Source organism: Streptomyces sp. NPDC127108 (genome assembly GCF_042677545.1).
GTDB lineage: Bacteria > Actinomycetota > Actinomycetes > Streptomycetales > Streptomycetaceae > Streptomyces.
Map to the genome: position 1 here is coordinate 65,952 of NZ_JBHXTE010000040.1, position 19,907 is coordinate 85,858.

Annotated in this window: 18 protein-coding genes; 9 read left to right on the top strand and 9 right to left on the bottom strand. The window is 71.5% G+C overall.

The genetic code is table 11. The annotated features are described in order from the left end of the window. Nucleotides 1–303: 303 nt before the first annotated feature. From ACFVHO_RS29675 to ACFVHO_RS29690, 4 genes are all read left to right on the top strand, one after another. Nucleotides 304–1,518, top strand: a complete 1,215-nt coding sequence (locus ACFVHO_RS29675) for an NADP-dependent malic enzyme (RefSeq protein ID WP_385721117.1) — start codon at nt 304–306, stop codon at nt 1,516–1,518. Nucleotides 1,519–1,805: 287 nt separating this feature from the next. Continuing rightward, entirely contained in the window at nt 1,806–2,768 is a 963-nt protein-coding gene (locus ACFVHO_RS29680; protein WP_385721120.1) for a zinc-binding dehydrogenase, read from the top strand. Nucleotides 2,769–2,926: 158 nt separating this feature from the next. Further along, the gene (locus tag ACFVHO_RS29685; RefSeq protein ID WP_030687611.1) at nt 2,927–3,136 is read left to right on the top strand and encodes a helix-turn-helix domain-containing protein; all 210 of its coding nucleotides are present in this window, start codon (nt 2,927–2,929) and stop codon (nt 3,134–3,136) included. Next, nucleotides 3,136–3,696, top strand: a complete 561-nt coding sequence (locus ACFVHO_RS29690) for a Clp protease N-terminal domain-containing protein (RefSeq protein WP_385721123.1) — start codon at nt 3,136–3,138, stop codon at nt 3,694–3,696. The genes ACFVHO_RS29685 and ACFVHO_RS29690 overlap by 1 nt, the downstream gene beginning before the upstream one ends. Nucleotides 3,697–4,129: 433 nt before the next feature. Here the strand turns inward: ACFVHO_RS29690 and ACFVHO_RS29695 are convergent, their stop codons facing one another. Together ACFVHO_RS29695 and ACFVHO_RS29700 are read right to left on the bottom strand one after the other, a co-directional pair. After that, the gene (locus tag ACFVHO_RS29695) at nt 4,130–5,233 is read right to left on the bottom strand and encodes a helix-turn-helix transcriptional regulator (protein WP_385721126.1); all 1,104 of its coding nucleotides are present in this window, start codon (nt 5,231–5,233) and stop codon (nt 4,130–4,132) included. 1 nt (nt 5,234) lies between these two features. Further along, nucleotides 5,235–6,233, bottom strand: a complete 999-nt coding sequence (locus ACFVHO_RS29700) for a DUF4097 domain-containing protein (RefSeq protein ID WP_385721129.1) — start codon at nt 6,231–6,233, stop codon at nt 5,235–5,237. A 191-nt stretch (nt 6,234–6,424) separates the two neighbouring features. On the opposite strand from ACFVHO_RS29700, the gene ACFVHO_RS29705 reads away from it, so the two are divergent. Further along, nucleotides 6,425–7,321 (top strand): hypothetical protein, encoded by an 897-nt coding sequence (locus ACFVHO_RS29705; RefSeq protein WP_385721132.1) that lies wholly within the window; start codon nt 6,425–6,427, stop codon nt 7,319–7,321. 83 nt (nt 7,322–7,404) lie between these two features. Here ACFVHO_RS29705 and ACFVHO_RS29710 read toward each other — a convergent pair whose 3' ends face one another. Then, on the bottom strand, nt 7,405–8,055 hold the full coding sequence (locus ACFVHO_RS29710; protein ID WP_385721135.1) for a TetR/AcrR family transcriptional regulator: 651 nt from the start codon (nt 8,053–8,055) through the stop codon (nt 7,405–7,407). A gap of 197 nt (nt 8,056–8,252) precedes the next feature. On the opposite strand from ACFVHO_RS29710, the gene ACFVHO_RS29715 reads away from it, so the two are divergent. After that, nucleotides 8,253–9,209, top strand: coding sequence for a TIGR03620 family F420-dependent LLM class oxidoreductase (locus ACFVHO_RS29715; protein ID WP_385721138.1), 957 nt, complete (start codon nt 8,253–8,255; stop codon nt 9,207–9,209). 13 nt (nt 9,210–9,222) lie between these two features. Here ACFVHO_RS29715 and erm read toward each other — a convergent pair whose 3' ends face one another. The 6 genes from erm to ACFVHO_RS29745 all read right to left on the bottom strand — a co-directional run bounded on the left by erm (nt 9,223) and on the right by ACFVHO_RS29745 (nt 17,442). Further along, nucleotides 9,223–9,996, bottom strand: a complete 774-nt coding sequence (erm, locus tag ACFVHO_RS29720) for a 23S ribosomal RNA methyltransferase Erm (protein ID WP_385721141.1) — start codon at nt 9,994–9,996, stop codon at nt 9,223–9,225. A 268-nt stretch (nt 9,997–10,264) separates the two neighbouring features. Further along, nucleotides 10,265–10,447: a DUF6104 family protein gene (locus ACFVHO_RS29725; RefSeq protein WP_003961784.1), complete on the bottom strand. Its 183-nt coding sequence runs from the start codon at nt 10,445–10,447 to the stop codon at nt 10,265–10,267. A gap of 152 nt (nt 10,448–10,599) precedes the next feature. Beyond that, nucleotides 10,600–14,403: a multifunctional oxoglutarate decarboxylase/oxoglutarate dehydrogenase thiamine pyrophosphate-binding subunit/dihydrolipoyllysine-residue succinyltransferase subunit gene (locus ACFVHO_RS29730; protein ID WP_385721144.1), complete on the bottom strand. Its 3,804-nt coding sequence runs from the start codon at nt 14,401–14,403 to the stop codon at nt 10,600–10,602. A gap of 298 nt (nt 14,404–14,701) precedes the next feature. Further along, complete coding sequence (locus ACFVHO_RS29735; RefSeq protein ID WP_380835443.1) at nt 14,702–15,751, bottom strand: ATP-binding protein; 1,050 nt, start codon at nt 15,749–15,751, stop codon at nt 14,702–14,704. A gap of 179 nt (nt 15,752–15,930) precedes the next feature. After that, a complete protein-coding gene (locus tag ACFVHO_RS29740; RefSeq protein ID WP_190114375.1) occupies nt 15,931–16,671 on the bottom strand; it encodes a response regulator transcription factor in 741 nt (246 codons plus the stop codon). A 66-nt stretch (nt 16,672–16,737) separates the two neighbouring features. Beyond that, entirely contained in the window at nt 16,738–17,442 is a 705-nt protein-coding gene (locus ACFVHO_RS29745; RefSeq protein WP_385721148.1) for a spermidine synthase, read from the bottom strand. Between the two features lie 196 nt (nt 17,443–17,638). On the opposite strand from ACFVHO_RS29745, the gene ACFVHO_RS29750 reads away from it, so the two are divergent. The 3 genes from ACFVHO_RS29750 to ACFVHO_RS29760 all read left to right on the top strand — a co-directional run bounded on the left by ACFVHO_RS29750 (nt 17,639) and on the right by ACFVHO_RS29760 (nt 19,902). Continuing rightward, nucleotides 17,639–18,682 (top strand): rhomboid-like protein, encoded by a 1,044-nt coding sequence (locus ACFVHO_RS29750; RefSeq protein ID WP_385721151.1) that lies wholly within the window; start codon nt 17,639–17,641, stop codon nt 18,680–18,682. Between the two features lie 165 nt (nt 18,683–18,847). Then, complete coding sequence (locus tag ACFVHO_RS29755) at nt 18,848–19,246, top strand: PadR family transcriptional regulator (RefSeq protein ID WP_385721154.1); 399 nt, start codon at nt 18,848–18,850, stop codon at nt 19,244–19,246. Then, nucleotides 19,243–19,902, top strand: a complete 660-nt coding sequence (locus tag ACFVHO_RS29760; RefSeq protein ID WP_385721157.1) for a hypothetical protein — start codon at nt 19,243–19,245, stop codon at nt 19,900–19,902. The genes ACFVHO_RS29755 and ACFVHO_RS29760 overlap by 4 nt, the downstream gene beginning before the upstream one ends. The last annotated feature ends 5 nt before the right edge of the window (nt 19,903–19,907 follow it).

Sequence of the window (19,907 nt, forward strand, 5' to 3'; positions counted from 1 at the left end):
TGAATACGGACATTTTACCCCCGTGGTCCCAGGGATACCTGCTGTTCACATCGATCTGACACAGATATGGCTCGTCGGCGGTCGGAAGCATCCGGTAGAAAAGACGGTTACACCCCTCATCCGGGGCCAGGGCACGTGTGCGGCGTGCCCGCGCGTTCGTACGTACCTCCCGTACCGCTCCGCCGACAGGCGGGGAGCCAAGGGCCGCAAGGCCCGTCGGCTCAGCACGGACGCGGTTCCCGCCCCACTTCCCCACCAGGAAGTGGTTCACCCTCAACCTGAAGAATTAAGGGGTCAGACACAGTGGCAGCGGAGATCGTCAATCCTCGCAGCGACAGCACAGCCGGGCACGAAGGCGCGGAGGAGCCCTTCGATCCGGCCTTCGCGCTGCACCGCGGCGGCAAGATGGCCGTCCAGGCGACCGTGCCGGTGCGCGACAAGGACGACCTGTCCCTGGCGTACACGCCGGGCGTCGCGAAGGTGTGCAGCGCCATCGCCGAGAAGCCGGAGCTCGTCCACGACTACACGTGGAAGTCGAACGTCGTCGCCGTCGTCACCGACGGCACCGCCGTGCTCGGCCTCGGGGACATCGGCCCGGAGGCCTCGCTCCCCGTCATGGAGGGCAAGGCCATCCTCTTCAAGCAGTTCGGCGGGGTCGACGCGGTGCCCATCGCGCTCGCGACGACCGAGGTCGACGAGATCATCGACACGGTGGTGCGGCTCGCGCCGTCCTTCGGCGGCGTCAACCTGGAGGACATCTCCGCGCCGCGCTGCTTCGAGATCGAGCGGCGGCTCCAGGAGCGCCTCGACATCCCGGTCTTCCACGACGACCAGCACGGCACGGCCGTCGTCACCCTGGCCGCCCTGCGCAACGCGGCGCGGCTGACCGGGCGCACCCTCGGTGACCTGCGGGCCGTGATCTCCGGCGCGGGCGCGGCCGGTGTGGCCATCGCGAAGTTCCTGCTCGAAGCGGGGCTCGGCGATGTCGCGGTCGCGGACCGCAAGGGCGTGGTGTCCCGGGACCGGGACGACCTGACGCCGGTCAAGCGGGAGCTCGCGGAGCTCACCAACAAGGCCGGGCTGAGCGGATCGCTCGAATCCGCCCTGGCCGGCGCGGACGTCTTCATCGGCGTCTCCGGCGGTACGGTGCCCGAGCCCGCGGTGGCCTCCATGGCCCCGAACTCGTTCGTGTTCGCCATGGCCAACCCGAACCCCGAGGTGCACCCCGACATCGCCCACAAGTACGCCGCCGTGGTGGCGACCGGGCGCTCGGACTACCCGAACCAGATCAACAACGTGCTCGCGTTCCCCGGGATCTTCGCGGGCGCGCTGCAGGTGCGGGCCTCTCGGATCACCGAGGGCATGAAGATCGCGGCCGCCGACGCGCTGGCCGACGTCGTCGGCGACGAGCTGTCCGCCGACTACGTCATCCCCTCGCCGTTCGACGAGCGGGTGGCTCCCGCGGTCACCGCGGCTGTTGCGGCGGCCGCGCGGGCCGAGGGTGTGGCTCGGCGCTGAGTCGTCGCAGTCCAGGGCCCCGCCGTCCATTCGGCGGGGCCCTCCTTTTTGGGTTCTTTCCCACGCGCCCACCCGCTTCTGGGCATCCGTGGGGTGGACGCCGCTTGTGGGGGCTGGGCGTCGGTGGCGTCTGCGGGGGCGAGGGGTGACGGCAGGTGCGACTGCCCGTGCCGTACTGGGGCGCACACGGTGCGGGCCGGGTCGGCCCGGTGGGGGCGGGGGACGCGGCGTGGGTCACACCCGTAGGACGTTCCGAAGGCCCAGGGGCCAGGCATATCGTCGGCGCCATGTTCGCTGCCTACGCCGCCCGCATCAATCGCGATCAGCCCCTCACCGGCCTGGAACTGGGGGAGCGCCCGGCCCCCACCCCACGCCCCGGCTGGTCGACCGTGAACGTCAAGGCCGCCTCCCTCAACCACCACGACCTGTGGTCCCTGCGCGGGGTCGGCCTGGACGAGGACAAGCTCCCGATGATCCTCGGCTGCGACGCGGCCGGACTCGACGAGGACGGCAACGAAGTCGTCCTGCACTCCGTCATCGGCCAGTCCGGCCACGGCGTCGGCCCGCGGGAACGCCGCTCCATCCTCACGGAGAAGTACCAGGGCACCTTCGCCGAACAGGTCGCCGTCCCCACCTGGAACGTCCTCCCCAAGCCCAAGGAACTCTCCTTCGCGGAAGCCGCCTGCCTCCCCACCGCCTGGCTCACCGCGTACCGCATGCTCTTCACCAACGCGGGCGTACGTCCCGGCGACTCGATCCTCGTCCAGGGCGCCGGCGGCGGCGTGGCGACCGCCGCCATCGTGCTCGCCAAGGCCGCGGGCCTGAAGGTCTTCGCCACCAGCCGCGACGAGGCCAAGCGCAAGCGTGCCCTCGAACTGGGCGCGGTGGAGGCCCTGCCGGCCGGCGCCCGGCTGCCGCAGCGCGTCGACGCGGTCATCGAGACCGTCGGCGCCGCCACCTGGTCCCACTCCATCAAGTCGCTCCGCCCCGGCGGCACCCTGGTCATCTCCGGCGCCACCAGCGGCGACCGCCCCTCCCACGCCGAGCTGACCCGCGTCTACTTCCTGGAACTGCGCATCGTCGGCTCCACCATGGGCTCCAAGGACGAACTGGAAGACCTTCTGTCCTTCTGCGCGGCCACCGGCGTACGCCCCGTCATCGACGAAGTGCTGCCCCTCGACCGCGCCCGCGAGGGCTTCGAACGCCTGGAAGCGGGCGACCAGTTCGGCAAGATCGTGCTCAGTGTCTGAGGCGCCGACTGTCTGAGGCGTTGACTGGCCGGGGCACTGACCGGCTGGGGCACTGACCGGCCGGGCGCTGACCGGTCGAGGTCCCGGTGAGGTCGTTGAGCCCGCCCGCCCTGTCAACCATGGTTGACAGGGCGGGCTTGTCAACTTACGTTGACAATATGACCGAAGCAACGGATCTCGCCGAGCGCGCGGGCGACCGCGATCCACGAGTCGGGCTGCGAGCCGTCACCGCGCTGCGGCGCCTGGTGGAGCAGCTCGAGGCCGTGCAGGTGCGCAGCGCGCGCCAGCAGGGCTGGTCGTGGCAGGAGATCGCCGCGGAACTGGGCGTGAGCAGGCAGGCCGTGCACAAGAAGTACGGGAGGCAGTGATGTTCGAACGCTTCACGAAGGGCGCCCGGGACGTGGTGACGGGCGCGGTCGAGCAGTCCGAACGGGAGGGCGCCGACTCCGTCGACGACGGACACATGATGCTTGCGCTCCTGGACGTCGAGGGCACCCGTGCCTCCTTCGCCCTTGCCGCCCTCGGGGCCGACCGACGCCGTGCGGACATCACCCGGGCCCTGGCCGAGGCGCGGCGCCGGGGCGGCCTCACCCAGGCGGACGCCGATGCCCTCGCCGGGCTCGGCATCGACGTCGAGGAGATCGTCTCGCGCGTCGAACAGACCCATGGCGCCGGAGCGTTGGCGGGCGTGGGCGCCCGCCGCGAACGCCGTGGCATCGGCGCCTGGATCGGCCACCGAGGCTTCACCCGCGACGCCAAGGACACCCTGGAACGCGCCCTACGCATCGCCACCGCCCGCCGCGACCGCAGCATCGGCGACGAACACATCCTCCTCGCCCTGACGACCCGACCCGGCATCGTCGCCGAGGCCCTGGCGGACCACGGGGTGACGCGGGCCGCGGTGGAACGCGTGCTGTATCGGGCCTAGGGCCCTGGGGTGGGGGCAGCGGCGTGTGCGGCTTGCCAGGTCGCCCCCTCCGGGCCGACACTCCGCCCGCCTGCCGCCTGCCGCCTGCCGCCTGCCGCCTGCCGCCTGCCGCCTGCCGCCTGCCGCCTGCCGCCTGCCGCCTGCCGCCTGCCGCCTGCCGCCTGCCCGCCCACGGTCTACGTGTCCCGGCCCGGCCCGGTCAGTTGCATGTCCCGCGTTGGCGCCAGCAGCACGTCCCGCGCGGGCGAGGCGTGCGGGCGGGCGTCGGCGCCCCTGGTCCTGTCGTGGGGCGCCAGCGTCTCACTGCCGCCCCACGCGCCCCACCTGCCGCCCCACGCGCCCATGGCCCCTGAGTCCTAGGGCCCCGCAGCCCCCGGCCCCCCCCACGGTCGACGTGCCGGTGATCGGTTATCGGGGGGCGATGGGCGCCAGGTCAGGACTTGGGGGACTCCGGAGCCTTCGGGGTCCGCAGGGCCACGCCGATGTGGGCCGCCGCCTCCGACAGATGGCGGCGGGCCTCGCGGAGCTGCTCCTCGGAGACCCCGCAGTCGCGGGCCGCGTCGCGGATGTCGTCGCGGAAGCGGTCCAGGAGCCGCTCCAGGTCGCGCGCGGGCTCGCCGCTGGACTCCTCGTGCGCCCAGTCCGGAACGTACTCGACGGGCACCTCGTCCCGCTCGACCGTGAACACCGGCCCCGGCTCGGCCGTCTTGTCGCCCGACGCCTTGTCCGACGCCCCGAAGCCGAAGTCCTTGCCGAAGTCGACCCCGAAGTCCTTGCCGAACTCCTTCCCGAAGTCGCCGAACTCCTTGGCCAGCTCGGACAGGCCCTCACGGACGCCCGTCGGCCAGTCGCCCCGCGCGAAGTGGTCCTGCACCTGCTCCTGCACCCGCCTGGCCATGCGCTGCAGCTCCTCCTGGGCCTCCGCCCGCACCCGCTCCTGCGCGTCCTTCGCCTGCCGACGGGCCCGCTGGGCCTCCTCGCGGGCCCGGCGGCTCTCGTCCTTCGCCCGCCGCGCCTGCTCCTTCCACTCCTGCCGGGCGCGCCGGAACTCCTCCTTCGCCTGTCGCCAGCCGTCGCTGTCCGCCCAGGAGCTGTCGAAGAAGTCCGAGGGGTTCGGGAAGCCCGCGCCCGTGCCGGACTTGCTGCCGGCGCGCGCCTCCTGTGCGGCCGCCCGCATCTCCCGGCGCAACTCGCCCGCCGCACCCTGCACACCGTCGCGGATCTCGGCGGCGAGCCCCGCCACCGACTCGCGGATCTCCAGCTCCAGGTCGGCCAGCTCGCCGCTGCGGTCGGCCAGCTCGGCGCGGCCCGCGTCGGTGATCGCGTACACCTTCCTGCCGCCCTCGGTGGTGTGGGTGACCAGGCCTTCCGCCTCCAGCTTGGCCAGGCGGGGGTACACGGTGCCCGCCGAGGGGGCGTACAACCCCTGGAAGCGCTCCTCGAGGAGGCGGATCACCTCGTAGCCGTGGCGCGGGGCCTCGTCCAGGAGCTTGAGCAGATACAGGCGCAGGCGGCCGTGGGCGAACACGGGAGGCATCTCAGAGCACCTTCTTGTCGGTCGGGCCGTCGGCGGCGTCCGCCTTCGGGGCATCGGCGGGGGTGTCCGCGTCCGGGCCGCCGGTCGGGGTGGCGGCCGGAGAGGGCGGGGTCTGGAGCGGGGAGTCCGAGGGGGGTGCGTCCCGTGAGGGCTCCTCCGCCTTGTACAGATCGTGCTGGTACAGATCTTCCTCCACCGAGGGTTTGCGCAGAAGCGCGATCGAACCCGAGATCGTCTTCGCCCGCAGCTGGCCGCTGCCCGACCCCAGCCTGCCGGTGAGCTTCTTCGCGCCCCACTGGCCGCTGACCCGGAGGTCGTCGAAGTCGCTGGACACCGAACCGCTCGCCGTGTTCGCCCGCACCTCCGCGTGGGCCGGATGCGGGAGGCGGACCGCTATCTCACCGGAGATGCTGGTGAGCCCGACATCGGCGGAGCCCGTGGCCGGGTCCAGGTCCACGATCATCGAGCCGCTCACGGATTCGGCCCGAACGGAGGACCCGGAGCCGTCGAAGACGGTCAGGTCGCCCGAGATCGAGTCGAACCGCAGGTCACCGGTGACGCCCTGGGCCGCGACATTGCCGGAGAACGTCTCGGCCCGGACCGGCCCCGTGAGGCCGACGAGTGTCGTGTCGCCCGTGATGCCCCGCACCTCGGTGCGGCCCTCGATGCCCGTGACCACGGCGCCCGCGCCGATCGCGCCCACCTCTACGCGGGTCCCGGCCGGCACCGCCAGCGAGATCACCGTGTGGCGGCGGGTGCCCTGGGGGTCGAGCCACTCCAGGAAGCCCTTCCACGGCAGGTCGTCGTACGCGACGGACAAGGTGCCGTCGTGCTGCGTCACGGTGAGCGGAGGGCCCGACACCTCGGAGACCTCCAGTCTGGCTGAGTCCTCGTCTGTGCCGACGACATTCACCGTGCCGTTCACCACGCGCACGCGCAGTGTCCTCACGGGCTCGTCGAAAGTCAGCTTCCTGGGCTCGGCGACGGACCACTCTGGCATGGTGGCGGACCTCCTTGAGCGGGTCGGACGCGACGCGCCATATCGCGTCTCTGATACACACGATATATCGCGGATACGGAAAGTCAAGACCTATCTCTTCCCCGCGGTCGCCTGCGGTCGCTCGCAGTCGCCCGCGGTCGCTGATGGTCGACGCGCGGGCCGCGAATCATGAAATGTCCTAGCGTGGAGCCATGTCGTCCGAGCCGTGGCCTCCCTCTCGGCCCTCTGATCCAGTCATCCCCGCTACTCCTGCCACTCCCGGCACCCCCACCTCGCCCTCGCGGCCCGCGGCGTCCGGTGGGCCGACCGGTTCCGCCGGTGCGCTGCTGCTCTGCCGGGCCGGGGTGGACGCCGTCGAGACGGTCGCGCAGCTGCTGCGTGAGCGGATGCTGCTCGCGCCCGCGGGGGACGAGTGGAGCGTGCTCGTGCCCGAAGGGAAGCCGTGGCTGCACGGCGACGAGCAGGTCGACCGGGTGCTCACCGGCTGGGCCACGGCTCTCGCCGTCGCCTCACCGGGGCCGGTGCTCGCGCTGTGGTGGGACGCCGACCGCTCCGGCTACACGCTCGCGGCGGGCTTCCGGCGGACGGTCGGGTACGTGTGGCTGGCCAACGGCACGCCGGTCGGCGAGGACGAGGCGATGCGGTCGTTCGCCGCGCGCCTGGGCCTGGACCCGGTGCTCGACATGCAGGCCCTGGACGCGCTGGCCCGGCCCGACTCGGCGGCCGACGCGCGCGCCCGGATGCGGGGGCTGCTGGCCGTCCTCACCCGGGCGGGCGTCGACCTGCCGCCCGGCCTGAGCCCCGGCGAGCCCGCCGACCGCCTGCGGGAGGTCGCGCGGGTGCTCGACGGCGTCCGCCACGTCGAGTGGTCCGGCTGGCGGGACGCCGTACGGGCGGAACTCGACGCCGTCGAGAGCGGGCCTCTGTCCCGCGCCCTGGCCGGGGTCCAGCTCGCGGTCGGCATCCCGCTCCTGCTCTGGTCCCCGCGCCGCCGCGGCGCCGGCTGGGCGGTGGCCGGAGCGGTACTGGTGGTGCACGGAGTGCTGGGACTCGTCCGTGAGCGACGGAAGGTCCAGGGCGAGGAGTGACGTGAGGGAAGGTCCGGGTGGGGAGTGGCGCGAGGGAACGGCCGGGCGGGGAGTGCGGACTGGGGAGTCCGGACAGGGGAGGCTCAGCGGGGCTTCGTCGCGTCGAGGACCAGGCCGAGCAGTCGCTCCGGCTGCTCCCGGTCGCCCCCCGTTGACGCCTGCTTGTGCGCGGTGGAGAGCGCGACCCCGATGACCAGTTGAACCAGGTCGGCCGCGGCCAGGTCGCGGCGGGCGTCGCCGGAGTCCTGGGCCCGGACGAGCAGCGCGCCTGCCGCGTCCCGGATGCGTTGGTGGCAGTCGGTGCCCAGCGCCCCGGTCGCCTCCAGTTCCTCCAGCATCAGCGCGCCGCCCAACCCCTGGTTCACGCGCGCGTGGTCGAGGAACGCGCGCAGCCACTCCGCCAGCGCGGCGCCCGCCGAGTCGGCCGTCAGGAGGTCCTGCGCGTGGGCGCACAGCGTGTCGATGCGCTCCTTCAGGACGGCGGCGAGCAGTTCGGGGCGACCGGAGAAGTGCCGGTAGAGCGTGCCGGGGCCCACGCCCGCGCGGCGGGCGATCTCGTTCAACGACGCCTCCGGGCCCGCCTCGGCGAAGGCCTCCCGCGCGGCGGCGACGATGCGCTCACGGTTGCGGACCGCGTCGGCGCGGGCGGGGCGGCCGGTCGAGGTCGGGCCCGACGCGGGGGCGGCGGTCGTGAGGGGGGCGGTGGGCTGCGCTTGGGCCTTGGGCTGGTTCATCTCTGCGTCCCGAGGGTGTGGGTTTCCGAGGGCGGGGCGGGATCCGGGAATCCGCGAACGGGGTCGAGGTCCGGGATCGGGGTCGGGATGGTCGAGGGGGAGAGGCGTAAAGAGGGCTGGCCTTGCGGAGAGGTTCTCCGTATCGTACTCCGCACCTATCCGGAGAAGGTCTCCGGTAATGAGTCAGGGGTGCAGGAATGAGTGACCTCCAAGGAGACGGCGGGTTCGGCCACGAAGGCGATGGGCGCGGTCCCATCGGCGAGGGGCTCGGGCGGGCGGGTGTCTGGACCTTCGCCTTCGAGGGACAGCCGACGGGGCGGGTGCGCGAAGCCGCCGCGGAGATCGAGGAGTTGGGGTACGGAGCGATCTGGTACGGGGAGGCGTTCGGACGCGACACGGTCGGGCAGGCGTGGCTGCTGCTGTCCGCCACCCGCCGGATCGTCGTCGCGTCCGGCATAGCCAACATCGCCTACCGGGAACCACTCGCCATGGCCAACGCCGAGCGGACCCTAGGCGAGGCGTTCCCCGGCCGCTACGTCCTGGGCCTGGGCGGGCACCGGGTCGACGACACCGCCATGGACGTGGACGGCTACAAGGTGCCCGCGCGCGGGAGGGCGGTCACGACCATGCGGGGCTACCTGGACGCCATGGACGCGGCGCCCGCCTACGGCCCCGTGCCCGACCCCGCCCCGCGTCGCCTCCTGGCCGCGCTCGGGCCGAAGATGCTGGGCCTCGCGGCCGAGCGCGCCTGGGGCGCGCATCCGTACTTCGTGCCGGTGGAGCACACCGCGCGGGCACGGGACATCCTGGGGCCCGAGCCGTACCTCGGGGTCGAGCAGGCCGTCGTCCTCGACACGGACCGGGCGCGGGCCCGCGAGGTGGCCACGGAGCACGTCGCCGGGTACCTGCGGGCGCCCCACCAACGCGCGAGTCTGCGTCGGCTCGGCTTCCAGGAAGAGGCCGACAGCGGCGAGCCGAGCCGACGTCTGGTGGACGCGATCGTCGCCTACGGAGACGTCGACGACATCCACGCGCGCGTGGCGGAGCATTCCGCGGCCGGGGCGGACCACGTCTGCGTGCAGGTCCTGACGGTCGACCCCGGCGAACTGCCCCTGCCGCAGTGGCGGGAGCTGGCGCCGGCCCTCACCCGCTGACCGGCGCCGAGCCCTACGGCCGCCCCCGCATCCCGAACAGCTCCGCCCACTCCTCCGCGCCGAGGTCCTTGGGCAGGCGTACGGCGCTGTGGCCGCCTCGTCGCGCCCACTCCTGGATCCTGCGCCGAGGCAGGTCGGGGGCCGCCGAGGCGAGAATCTGGGGCAGTCCTCGGCCCCGGCCTGTGAACACCCGGCGGACGAACTCCTGGTACTCCTGCCGCCGCGCGGCCGCGACCAGCGGCCGGTCCCGACGGGCGATGGTCATCAGCCCGCCGTCGACGTTGGGGCGCGGCCGGAACGCCGCCGCGGGAACGCGGCCCTTGAGGTCGAACGCGTACCAGGGCCACCACTGGGCGGTCATCAGCGTCGCCCCGCCGACCCCGGCGCGACGGCGCGCGACCTCCCACTGCACGAGCAGGACGGCATCGGTCCAGTCAGGGGAGCGCAGGATGCGGCGGAGCATGGGGGTCGTCTCGTGGAAGGGGAGGTTGCCGACCAGGACGTGCGGCTCCGGTGGGGTCCGGTAGCGCAGGAAGTCGGCGGTGACGATCTGCGTCGACGGGGCGGTGCGCCGCCGCAGCAGCTCGGCCCGGCGGTGGTCGATCTCGATGCCCGTGAGGCGTCGGCCCAGCCGCTGCAGGGGGAGGGTCAGGGCCCCGTCCCCGGTGCCGATCTCGACGATCGGCCCGTCGGTGCGGCTCACGAGGTCGACGAACGTGCTGATGGTGGGGCGATCGGTGAGGAAGTTCTGGCCGAACTCATGACGGCCATGGTGGTGCGTGCGCACAGGGGTCTCCGCGGCTTCGAGGTAAGCCGGGCAGCACGAAGTGCCGCTCGGCGCTTACGCGTTGAAGCGGCGGGGCGTTCCAGAGTGAGGTGAGGTCGGCCCGCCGCTAGGCGCGGCGGGTCCTCGTGGCAGCGGCTGCGGCTGCGGATGCGCACATGGGAGGCAGCGTACGGGGCGGCAGGGCCCTACAGGCAAGTGATTTTCTGCCGGGGCCGGTGCGGGGCGTATCAGCAACCCCGGAGACGTACCGGTCCCCCGAAGAAGCCGATTACTCGTCCTCGTCCTCGTCGTCCAGGCGCGCCAGCCACGTGGCGAGGCGCTCCACCGGGACCTCGAAGTCCGGGTTGAGGTCCACGAAGGTGCGGAGCTGCTCGGCGAGCCACTCGAAGGTGACCTCCTCCTCGCCGCGCCGCTTCTCCAGCTCCTCGATGCCACGGTCGGTGAAGTACAACTCTTGCTCCTGGTGCGGGCCGGACCCGGGCCGGTGGCCGGGCTTCGTTCCGTTTCATCGTACGGCCGTACGCCGGTGGGCCCGGCCCCCAGTCCCGTACAGGACTCGAAGCCGGGCCCACCCGACGTACCGAACGGCGTGACCGCCGTGGCCTAGGCCTCGAAGACCTCGTTCAGGAGCTGCTCCTGCTCCTGCTCGTGGCGCTTCTTGGAGCCGACCGCCGGGGACGAGCCGTGCGGCCGCGAGATGCGGCGCAGACGCTCGTCGTGCGGGATGTCGGCGCCGACCGCCAGGTCCAGGTGGTCGATGAGGTTGAGGGCGATGAAGGGCCACGCGCCCTGGTTCGCCGGCTCCTCCTGCGCCCACAGGTACTTCTCGGCGTTCGGGTACTTGGCGATCTCGGCCTGGAGCTCGGCACCCGGCAGCGGGTACAGGCGCTCCAGACGGATGAGGGCCGTGTCCGTGATGCCGCGCTTCTTCCGCTCGGCGTCCAGCTCGTAGTAGAGCTTGCCGGCGCAGAAGACGACCTTGCGGACCGCGTTGACGTCCACCGAGTCGTCGCCGATGACCGGGCGGAAGCCGCCCGTCGTGAACTCCTCCGTCTTGGAGGCCGCGGCCTTGAGGCGCAGCATCCACTTCGGGGTGAAGACCACCAGCGGCTTGTGGTGCGGGTTGTGCACCTGCCACCGCAGGAGGTGGAAGTAGTTCGACGGGAGGGTCGGCATCGCGACCGTCATGTTGTTCTGGGCGCAGAGCTGCAGGAAGCGCTCCGGGCGGGCCGACGAGTGGTCGGGGCCCTGGCCCTCGTAGCCGTGCGGAAGGAGCAGGGTGACGCCGGACGTCTGGCCCCACTTCTGCTCGGCCGACGAGATGAACTCGTCCACGACCGTCTGCGCGCCGTTGACGAAGTCGCCGAACTGCGCCTCCCACATCACGAGGGACTCGGGACGCGCGAGGGAGTAGCCGTACTCGAAGCCCATGGCCGCGTACTCGGAGAGCAGCGAGTCGTAGGCGTTGAAGCGGGCCTGGTCCTCGGAGAGGTACAGCAGCGGCGTGTAGTCGTCGCCCGTGTTGCGGTCGATCAGGACGGCGTGGCGCTGGCCGAAGGTGCCGCGGCGGGAGTCCTGACCCGCCAGGCGCACCGGGGTGCCCTCCAGGAGGAGGGAACCGATGGCCAGGGTCTCGCCCATGCCCCAGTCGATCGTGCCGTCCTCGACCATCGACGCGCGGCGCTGCAGCTGCGGCAGCAGACGCGGGTGGACGGTGACGTGGTCGGGGATGTTGACCTGGGACTCGGCGATGCGCTTGACGACCTCCTGGGAGATCGCCGTGTTGACCGCCACCGGGAACTCGGCCTGGGGCTCGGGGACCTCCGCCGGGGCGGGCTGCGAGGTGGCCTCACGGACCTCCGTGAAGACCTTCTCCAGCTGGCCCTGGTAGTCCTGGAGGGCCTGCTCGGCCTCTTCCAGGGTGATGTCGCCGCGGCCGATCAGGGACTCGGTGTACAGCTTGCGGACCGAGCGCTTCTTGTCGATCAGGTCGTACATCAGCGGCTGCGTGAACGCCGGGTTGTCGGACTCGTTGTGTCCGCGACGGCGGTAGCAGATCAGGTCGATGACGACGTCCTTGTTGAACGCCTGGCGGAACTCGAAGGCGAGCCGCGCGACGCGGACGACGGCCTCCGGGTCGTCGCCGTTCACGTGGAAGATCGGCGCTTCGATCATCCGGGCCACGTCCGTGGAGTACATCGACGAACGCGACGACTCCGGAGCGGCCGTGAAGCCGACCTGGTTGTTGATGACGACGTGGACCGTGCCGCCGGTGCGGTAGCCGCGCAGCTGCGACATGTTCAGGGTCTCCGCGACGACACCCTGGCCCGCGAAGGCCGCGTCTCCGTGGAGGGCCACCGGCAGGACCGTGAAGTCCGTGCCGCCCTTGTTGATGATGTCCTGCTTGGCGCGGGCGATGCCCTCGAGGACCGGGTCGACCGCCTCCAGGTGGGAGGGGTTGGCGGCCAGGGAGACCTTGATCTGCTCGCCGTCGAGGCCCGTGAAGGTGCCCTCGGCGCCCAGGTGGTACTTGACGTCTCCGGAGCCGTGCATCGACTTCGGGTCGAGGTTGCCCTCGAACTCGCGGAAGATCTGGGCGTACGACTTGCCCACGATGTTGGCGAGGACGTTCAGGCGGCCGCGGTGGGCCATCCCGATGACGACCTCGTCCAGACGGGACTCGGCCGCGCTGTCGATGACCGCGTCCAGGAGCGGGATGACGGACTCGCCGCCCTCCAGGGAGAAGCGCTTCTGGCCGACGTACTTCGTCTGCAGGAAGGTCTCGAAGGCCTCGGCGGCGTTCAGACGGCGCAGGATGCGCAGCTGCTCCTCGCGCTCCGGCTTGGAGGAGTGCTGGCGCTCGATGCGGTCCTGCAGCCACTTGCGCTGCTTGGGGTCCTGGATGTGCATGAACTCGACGCCGGTGGTGCGGCAGTACGAGTCGCGCAGGACGCCGAGGACGTCGCGCAGCTTCATCATCGACTTGCCGGCGAACCCGCCGACGGCGAACTCGCGCTCCAGGTCCCAGAGCGTCAGGCCGTGCTCGGTGATGTCCAGGTCGGGGTGCTTGCGCTGCTTGTACTCCAGCGGGTCCGTGTCGGCCATGACGTGGCCGCGGACGCGGTAGGAGTGGATCAGCTCGAAGACCCGGGCGGCCTTGGTGACGTCGTCGTCGTGGCTGGCGTCGATGTCCTTGAGCCAGCGGACCGGCTCGTAGGGGATGCGCAGCGCCTCGAAGATCTCGTCGAAGAAGCCGTTCTCACCGAGGAGGAGGTTCGCGACGATGCGCAGGAACTCGCCGGACGCCGCACCCTGGATCACGCGGTGGTCGTACGTCGAGGTCAGCGTCATGACCTTGGAGATGCCCAGCTTGTTCAGGGTGTCCTGGGACGTGCCCTGGAACTCCGCCGGGTAGTCCATGGAGCCGACGCCCATGATGACCGACTGGCCGGGCATGAGGCGCGGCACGGAGTGGACGGTGCCGAGGCCGCCGGGGTTGGTCAGGGAGACCGTGACGCCGGTGAAGTCGTCCATGCCGAGCTTGCCGTCGCGGGCGCGGCGGACGATGTCCTCGTAGGCCTGCCAGAACTCGAAGAAGTTCAGGGTCTCGGCCTTCTTGATGCCCGCCACGACCAGCTGCCGGTCGCCGTTGGGCTTCACGAGGTCGATCGCCAGGCCGAAGTTGACGTGCTCCGGCTTGACCAGCGTCGGCTTGCCGTCCTTCTCCGCGAAGGAGTAGTTCATCGACGGCATGGCCTTGATGGCCTGCACCATCGCGTACCCGATGAGGTGCGTGAAGGAGATTTTCCCGCCGCGGGCGCGCTTGAGGTGGTTGTTGATGACGATGCGGTTGTCGAACAGCAGCTTCACCGGGACCGCGCGCACGGACGTCGCCGTGGGCACCTCCAGGGAGGCGTTCATGTTCTTCGCCACGGCCGCGGACGGACCGCGCAGCGGGACGTACTCGGGACCCGCCTTCTCCTTGGCGTCCGCGGCGTCCCTGGCGGGCTCCGCCTTCGCGGGCGCGGCCTTGGCGGCCGCGGGCTTCGCGGGGGCGGGAGCCGGGGCCTGCGCCGCCGGAGCGGCTGCGGGCTTCGCCGCGGGCGCGGGCGCGGCCGGGGCTGCGGGCTTCGCGGCGGCCGGGGCGGGGGACGTGGTGGACGCGACCCCCGCGGCCGCGTCACCCGCCGGCTTGGCCGGTGCGGCGGCGACGGAGGCGCCCACGCCCGGCTTGTAGTCGGCGAAGAAGTCCCACCAGGCACGGTCGACCGAATTCGGGTCCTGGAGGTACTGCTGATAGATCTCGTCGACGAGCCACTCATTGGGACCGAACGCGGCAGCAGGGTTCTTGCCCTGCGCTTCTTGGTCGGTCGAAGTGCTCGAGTTACTGGGGGACTGTGGCGACACGGCGGCAACCGCCCTCTTCCGCTTCACAAGGTGATGGACAGCGGAAATAAAGGCTACGCCTCCAAGGACGCGCAGTGCAGACCGGGCCGGTCATCCGTCGCGTAAGTCACACTGGAAAGCTGGTTTCGGGGCTGTAAATGGCGGGAAACAAGCGAAGTTCGCCTACAGCAAGATGCCGCGTGGAGCCCTGGTGGGGACGTCTGTGAACGTCCTGGGTACGTCGACACGCGGCTGCGACCCGTCCGGCGCACCGTGCGCGCGCCCAGAGGTCGCTTCCGCTTCGAACCTTACGTCAACTTCAGTCTTCGGGCAGGCCCGGAAGGGTGACCTGAATGCGGCAGCCCCGAGCCGATTCGGCCACGCCTATGTGCCCGCCGTGCAGATCGACCGCCCAGCGCGCGATCGCGAGTCCGAGACCGGTGCCGCCGTCGCTGCCCGGCGGGACGCCGACGTGCGCGCCCCGGTTGAAGCGCTCGAAGACGCGGTGCCACTCCGACTCGGGGATGCCCGGACCCTCGTCGAGGACCTCCAGGTCCAGGGACTCCGGGTGGGGGCCGCGGCGGGCGAGCACCGTGACACGGCCGTGCGGCGGGCTGTGCTTGACCGCGTTGTCGATGAGGTTGGCGACGACCTGGTGCAGCCGCTCGGCGTCCGCGTGGGCGGTCAGCTCCGGAGGAGAGACGTCCAGGTGCAGATGCACGTCCGTACGGGTGTGACTGCCGGAGCCCGACGTCATCCCTTTGCGCGCGGAGGCCACCATGTTGGCCTCCTTCAGGACACCCGACAGATAGGGCCACACTTCGAAGCGCCGCGCCTTGAGCGGTACGACACCGTTGTCGAGGCGGGACAGGTCGAGCAGGGTCTCCACCAGGCGGCCCAGGCGCTCGGTCTGCTTCAGGGCCGTGCGCATCGTCTCCGGATCGGCCGCCGATACGCCGTCGACAACGTTCTCCAGGACGGCGCGCAACGCGGCGATGGGGGTGCGCAGCTCGTGCGAGACGTTGGCGACGAGCTCCTTGCGCTGCTGGTCCTGCGCCTCCAGATCGTCCGCCATGCGGTTGATCGTCATCGCCACGTCGCCCAGCTCGTCGCGGCGGTCGGCCCCCTGCACGCGACGCGTGTAGTCGCCGTGCGAGACCGCGCGGGCCACCGAGTTCATCTCGTCGAGGGGTGCGGTGAGGCTGTGCGCGACGAACTGCGTGATCAGCAGGGTCGCGATCACGGAGAAGACCGTGATGAAGCGGAGCTCGGTCTCCGTCTCCATGGCCACCATCAGCAGCCCGGTGGTGATGAAGACCGAGACGACCACCAGAGTGCCGAGCTTGGTCTTGATGGAGAACGGCCGCACGCCCGCGAACGGGCCGTTCAGGCCGATGCTCCCGCCCCGGTCGCAGCGCCACTTCCGGACCGTGCCCCGCTCGGCGTCCGCCGTGCCGCCGGGGGTGCCTCCCGGGGTGCCGTGCGCACTGCCCGGGGTACCGCTCAGGGCGCCGCGAGCCGTACCGCCGGCGGCGCCCGGGTCCGCCGTCATGGCGTCGGTGTCTCCAGGGCGTACCCGACCCCGTGCACCGTACGGATGCGTTCCGCCCCGATCTTGCGGCGCAGGGCCTTGATGTGGCTGTCGACGGTGCGGGTGCCGGACGCGTCGGCCCAGTCCCACACCTCGGCGAGCAGTTGCTCGCGTGACAACACCGCGCGCGGGGTGTTGGCGAGGCACACCAGGAGGTCGAACTCCGTGGGGGTCAGATGGACGTCCTCACTGCGCACTCGCACACGCCGCTGCGCGTGGTCGATCTCCAGCTCGCCCAGGCGCAGGATGCCGCTGCGCGGCGTCGTGGCGGCCAGCGCGGCCCGCTCGACCCGACGCAGCAGGACGTGCACGCGCGCGGCGAGCTCGCGCATCGAGAACGGCTTGGTCATGTAGTCGTCGGCGCCGACGCCGAGCCCGACCAGCATGTCCGTCTCGTCGTCCCGCGCGGTGAGCATCAGCACCGGTACGGGTCGCTGGGCCTGCACGCGTCGGCAGACCTCCAGGCCGTCGAATCCCGGCAGCATGATGTCGAGGATCAGTAGATCCGGCTGCCATGCCTGCGCGGTGTCCACCGCTGCCGGGCCGTCCGCCGCCGTTTGCACGACGAAACCTTCGGCGCGCAGCCGGGCGGCGATGGCGTCGACGATCGTCGGGTCGTCCTCGACCACCAGAACCCGGCGCTGAGCGCCGGGCATCGCTGCCGTGGCGCCGTTGTGGGAGGTGTGTGTCTGCTCCATCGCCCCGCCCCTGACGTGATCGCTTGGTGTCCGGTCAGCAGAGTACGGGGCGTAACGGCACCTCGGCTACGCAGCCCTTGTCGCGAGATGAACCACGTCCGGTACGCCCCGGGCAACGGGGATCTCTTCCGTACGTACCTGTTGGAACCCGGCATTCCGTAGAGCGGAGTCGAAAGCGGGTGAGGGCTGCGCGGACCACACGGCGAGGACTCCGCCGGGGTTCAGACGGGCCTGGCAGGCGGCGAGACCTGCGGGGGAGTAGAGGCTTTCGTTGCCCTCGGTGACGGTCCAGTCGGGGCCGTTGTCGATGTCGAGGCACAGGGCGTCGTAGGTGCCGGAAGGGGTGTTGGCGCCTGCGAATGAGCCGTTGACATATGCGATCAGGTCGGCGTGCAGGATCTCCGTGCGCGGATCCGCGAGCGCCTCCCGGGACAGCTCCGAGAGCGGTCCGCCGAGGTGCCAGTCGATGATGGCCCGCTCGCGCTCGACCACCGAAATACGGCCCCAGCGCGGGTCCGCGGCGGCATGGGCGAGGGAGAAGCCGACGCCCAGACCGCCGATGAGGACAGACGGCCGGGGCCGTCCGTCCAGGGCGTCGTACGCCGCGTCGACGAGGAGTCGCTCCGAGCGGCCGTCGGAGGTGTCCATCAGGAACATGCCGTTGGCAATGATCTGCAACAGGTCTCCGTGGCGGCGCAGCACGACTTCGCCGTAGGGGCCTTCGTGCCGGTCGAGAACCACGGGGGGATCGGGTCGGTACGGGGTGTGCATCGGCCCATTTTGCTGCCGCCTCGCAGACGTGCGCTGCGGGACGCCGGGGAATGGTGTGGGGTTGCTGTGAGTTCCTGTGAATCGCGCCTCACGTGGCGTCGGTCATAGACAGCAGGGGAAAGTTCGGTGAAGCGTGATCCCGTGATCTTTCTGTGATGGAAGATCAGTGAAGCCGTGATGGAAGGAGCGCCTCAGCGTGGACCGGTCTGTGCGGGTTTCGGGCGGGGGCGCCGCCGTGGGTGAGGACGGCGGCGGGGCGGCGGTCGAGGTTCCGGTGGGTGCCGGAGGCGCTGTGGGCGCTGGGGGTGCTGCGGTTGCCGGGGGCGCCGTGGGTCTGTCGGGGGGCGCGGGCGCGGAGGCGCTGCTCGGGGCCGCGGGGCTCGTGACGCTGGACGCGATGCCGAGCCAGGCGGGGCCGAGCCAGGCCGAGCCGGTTGAGGCCGAGCCGCTCCAGGCCGGGTCGGGTCAGGCGGTCGGGTCGAGTGGGCCGGGCCGCGCGGGCGAGGCCGCCCTTGTCGGCGGGTCGGCGTCCGGGGTGCCCGGGGAGGTGGCCCAGGGCCCGGGTGCCGGGGCGCGGGCCGGGGCCTGCGGTGTGCGGGCGGGGCTCCGGGGGCTGCGCGGGCTGCGGCCGTGGCGGCTGCTGCCGTCGCCGACCGGTACGCCCTTCACCTTCGGATACGCCGTCGTCCTCCTCCTGACCTCGCTCTTCGCCGAATACGGCGACCCCGCCCTCGTCTCCTCCCTGCACCAGGGGTCGAGCACGGACGTGGCGCACCTCGCCGACCGGCCGATGTTCGTCCTCGTCGCCAGCGCGCTGTGGATCGCGGGCGGGGTCACCTCGCCGTACGCCATCGTCTTCCTGCTGGTCCTCACCGCGCTGGAGCGCCGCGTCGGCGGCCTGCGCACCGCGGGCGTCTTCCTGCTCGGGCATGCCGTCGCCACGCTGGCCACCGAGGTCCCGGTCGGGCTCTCGGTCCTGGCTGGCCATCTGCCCGGCAGCTCCGCATACCGCCTCGACTACGGCATCAGCTTCGGCGTCGCCGCCAGCGTCGGCGCGCTCGCCGGGCTCCTCACACCGTGGCTGCGCTGGGCCGTCCTCGCGGGGTTCGGCTGGATGCTGGTCCAGGACCTCATCGCCTTCACGGACCCGATGACCAACTGGGGCCATCTGCTCGCTCTGGTCGTGGGAATCGCGACGTGGCCGGTGCTGCGAGGGCACGGGCGGGGCACTCCCGCTTAAGCCGTCCGGCCTGCCTCTGGGGCTTGTGCGGCCTGTGAGGTCCGAGGGGCTTTATGTCACCCGTGTGGCCGATGGGACCGGGTCCTTTGCCGCCATGTACGTGGAGTGACATCCTCCGGATAAATGTCTTGCGGTGCAAGGTACTTCGTGACTATCTTGTACCGCATGACAAAGGAACTGTCCGCGATGCACGACCAGCGTCGTAGTCAGTTGCTGCGCGGGGTGCTCGACCTGTGCCTGCTCGCGCTCATCGGCGAAAGACCTCGGTACGGATACGAGTTCGTGGAGGCCCTCACCGAGAGCGGCCTCGACCTGGTGAGCGAGGGCAGCATCTACCCCTTGCTCGCCCGGATGGAGCGGGCCGGGCTGGTCGACTCCTACCGCGCTCCGTCCGCGGCGGGCGGGGCGCCACGCAAGTACTACCGCCTCACTGACGCGGGCGCGGCCGAGCTGGCCGCGGGCCGCGCCACCTGGAGCACCTTCACGGTGGCCGTCTCCAGGACCTTGGAGGGCCAGGGCGGCGCACAGGACAGCGACACGGGGGAAACGGGGGACACGGCATGACACATCAGACGACCACCGAGACGACCACCGAGACGACGATCAGCGGCGGCGTGACCACGGACGATGGCGTGCGGGACAGCGCGCCCGCTGAGGCCGAGCGCGCCCGCGTGCTGGCGGTCTGCCGGAGCAACTGGGAGTACAGAGGCATCGACGACGCCTCCGTGCGCGAAATGCTGGCCGAGCTCTCCGAGCACCTGGAGGAGGCCGCGGCGGCGGGCCGCTCCCCCGAGGACGTGGTGGGCACGGACGTGCCGGGGTTCGCCGCCTCCTGGGCCCGGGCGCGCACGCCCCTGCATCTGCGTGTGCTGCGGATGGCCGCGCTGATCCCGTTCGCCCTCGGTGTGCTGCTGCTCCTCACGCACCTGATCGACCGGACCCTCACGCTGCCCGTCGAGGCCCCGCGCATAGCGTTCTACGCCGTGATAATCGCGGTCGGCGTCACCCTGGAGCTGCGGCGGGGAAGCCTCGGTTTCGTGAGATGGCTGCTGGTCGGGGTCATAGGCATCGGGTTCGCGCAGCTCACCACCTGGCTCGCGGGCGACGACGTGCTCTTCCATCTGCCTCTGTGGGCGACGCTGCTCCTGATGCTGCCCGGGATGCCCTACGCCTACGGGGACATACGCGCGAAGAAGGCCGCGGCTGCGGCGGCCGAGTAGCCGAG

Coding starts and splice junctions, on each gene's coding strand:
- ACFVHO_RS29745 (WP_385721148.1), bottom strand. CDS start 17,442: ATGCACACCCCGTACCGACCCGATCCCCCCGTGGTTCTCGACCGGCAC.
- ACFVHO_RS29715 (WP_385721138.1), top strand. CDS start 8,253: ATGAGTGACCTCCAAGGAGACGGCGGGTTCGGCCACGAAGGCGATGGG.
- ACFVHO_RS29690 (WP_385721123.1), top strand. CDS start 3,136: ATGTTCGAACGCTTCACGAAGGGCGCCCGGGACGTGGTGACGGGCGCG.
- ACFVHO_RS29700 (WP_385721129.1), bottom strand. CDS start 6,233: ATGCCAGAGTGGTCCGTCGCCGAGCCCAGGAAGCTGACTTTCGACGAG.
- ACFVHO_RS29740 (WP_190114375.1), bottom strand. CDS start 16,671: ATGGAGCAGACACACACCTCCCACAACGGCGCCACGGCAGCGATGCCC.
- ACFVHO_RS29760 (WP_385721157.1), top strand. CDS start 19,243: ATGACACATCAGACGACCACCGAGACGACCACCGAGACGACGATCAGC.
- ACFVHO_RS29695 (WP_385721126.1), bottom strand. CDS start 5,233: ATGCCTCCCGTGTTCGCCCACGGCCGCCTGCGCCTGTATCTGCTCAAG.
- ACFVHO_RS29710 (WP_385721135.1), bottom strand. CDS start 8,055: ATGAACCAGCCCAAGGCCCAAGCGCAGCCCACCGCCCCCCTCACGACC.
- ACFVHO_RS29755 (WP_385721154.1), top strand. CDS start 18,848: ATGACAAAGGAACTGTCCGCGATGCACGACCAGCGTCGTAGTCAGTTG.
- ACFVHO_RS29685 (WP_030687611.1), top strand. CDS start 2,927: ATGACCGAAGCAACGGATCTCGCCGAGCGCGCGGGCGACCGCGATCCA.
- ACFVHO_RS29705 (WP_385721132.1), top strand. CDS start 6,425: ATGTCGTCCGAGCCGTGGCCTCCCTCTCGGCCCTCTGATCCAGTCATC.
- ACFVHO_RS29680 (WP_385721120.1), top strand. CDS start 1,806: ATGTTCGCTGCCTACGCCGCCCGCATCAATCGCGATCAGCCCCTCACC.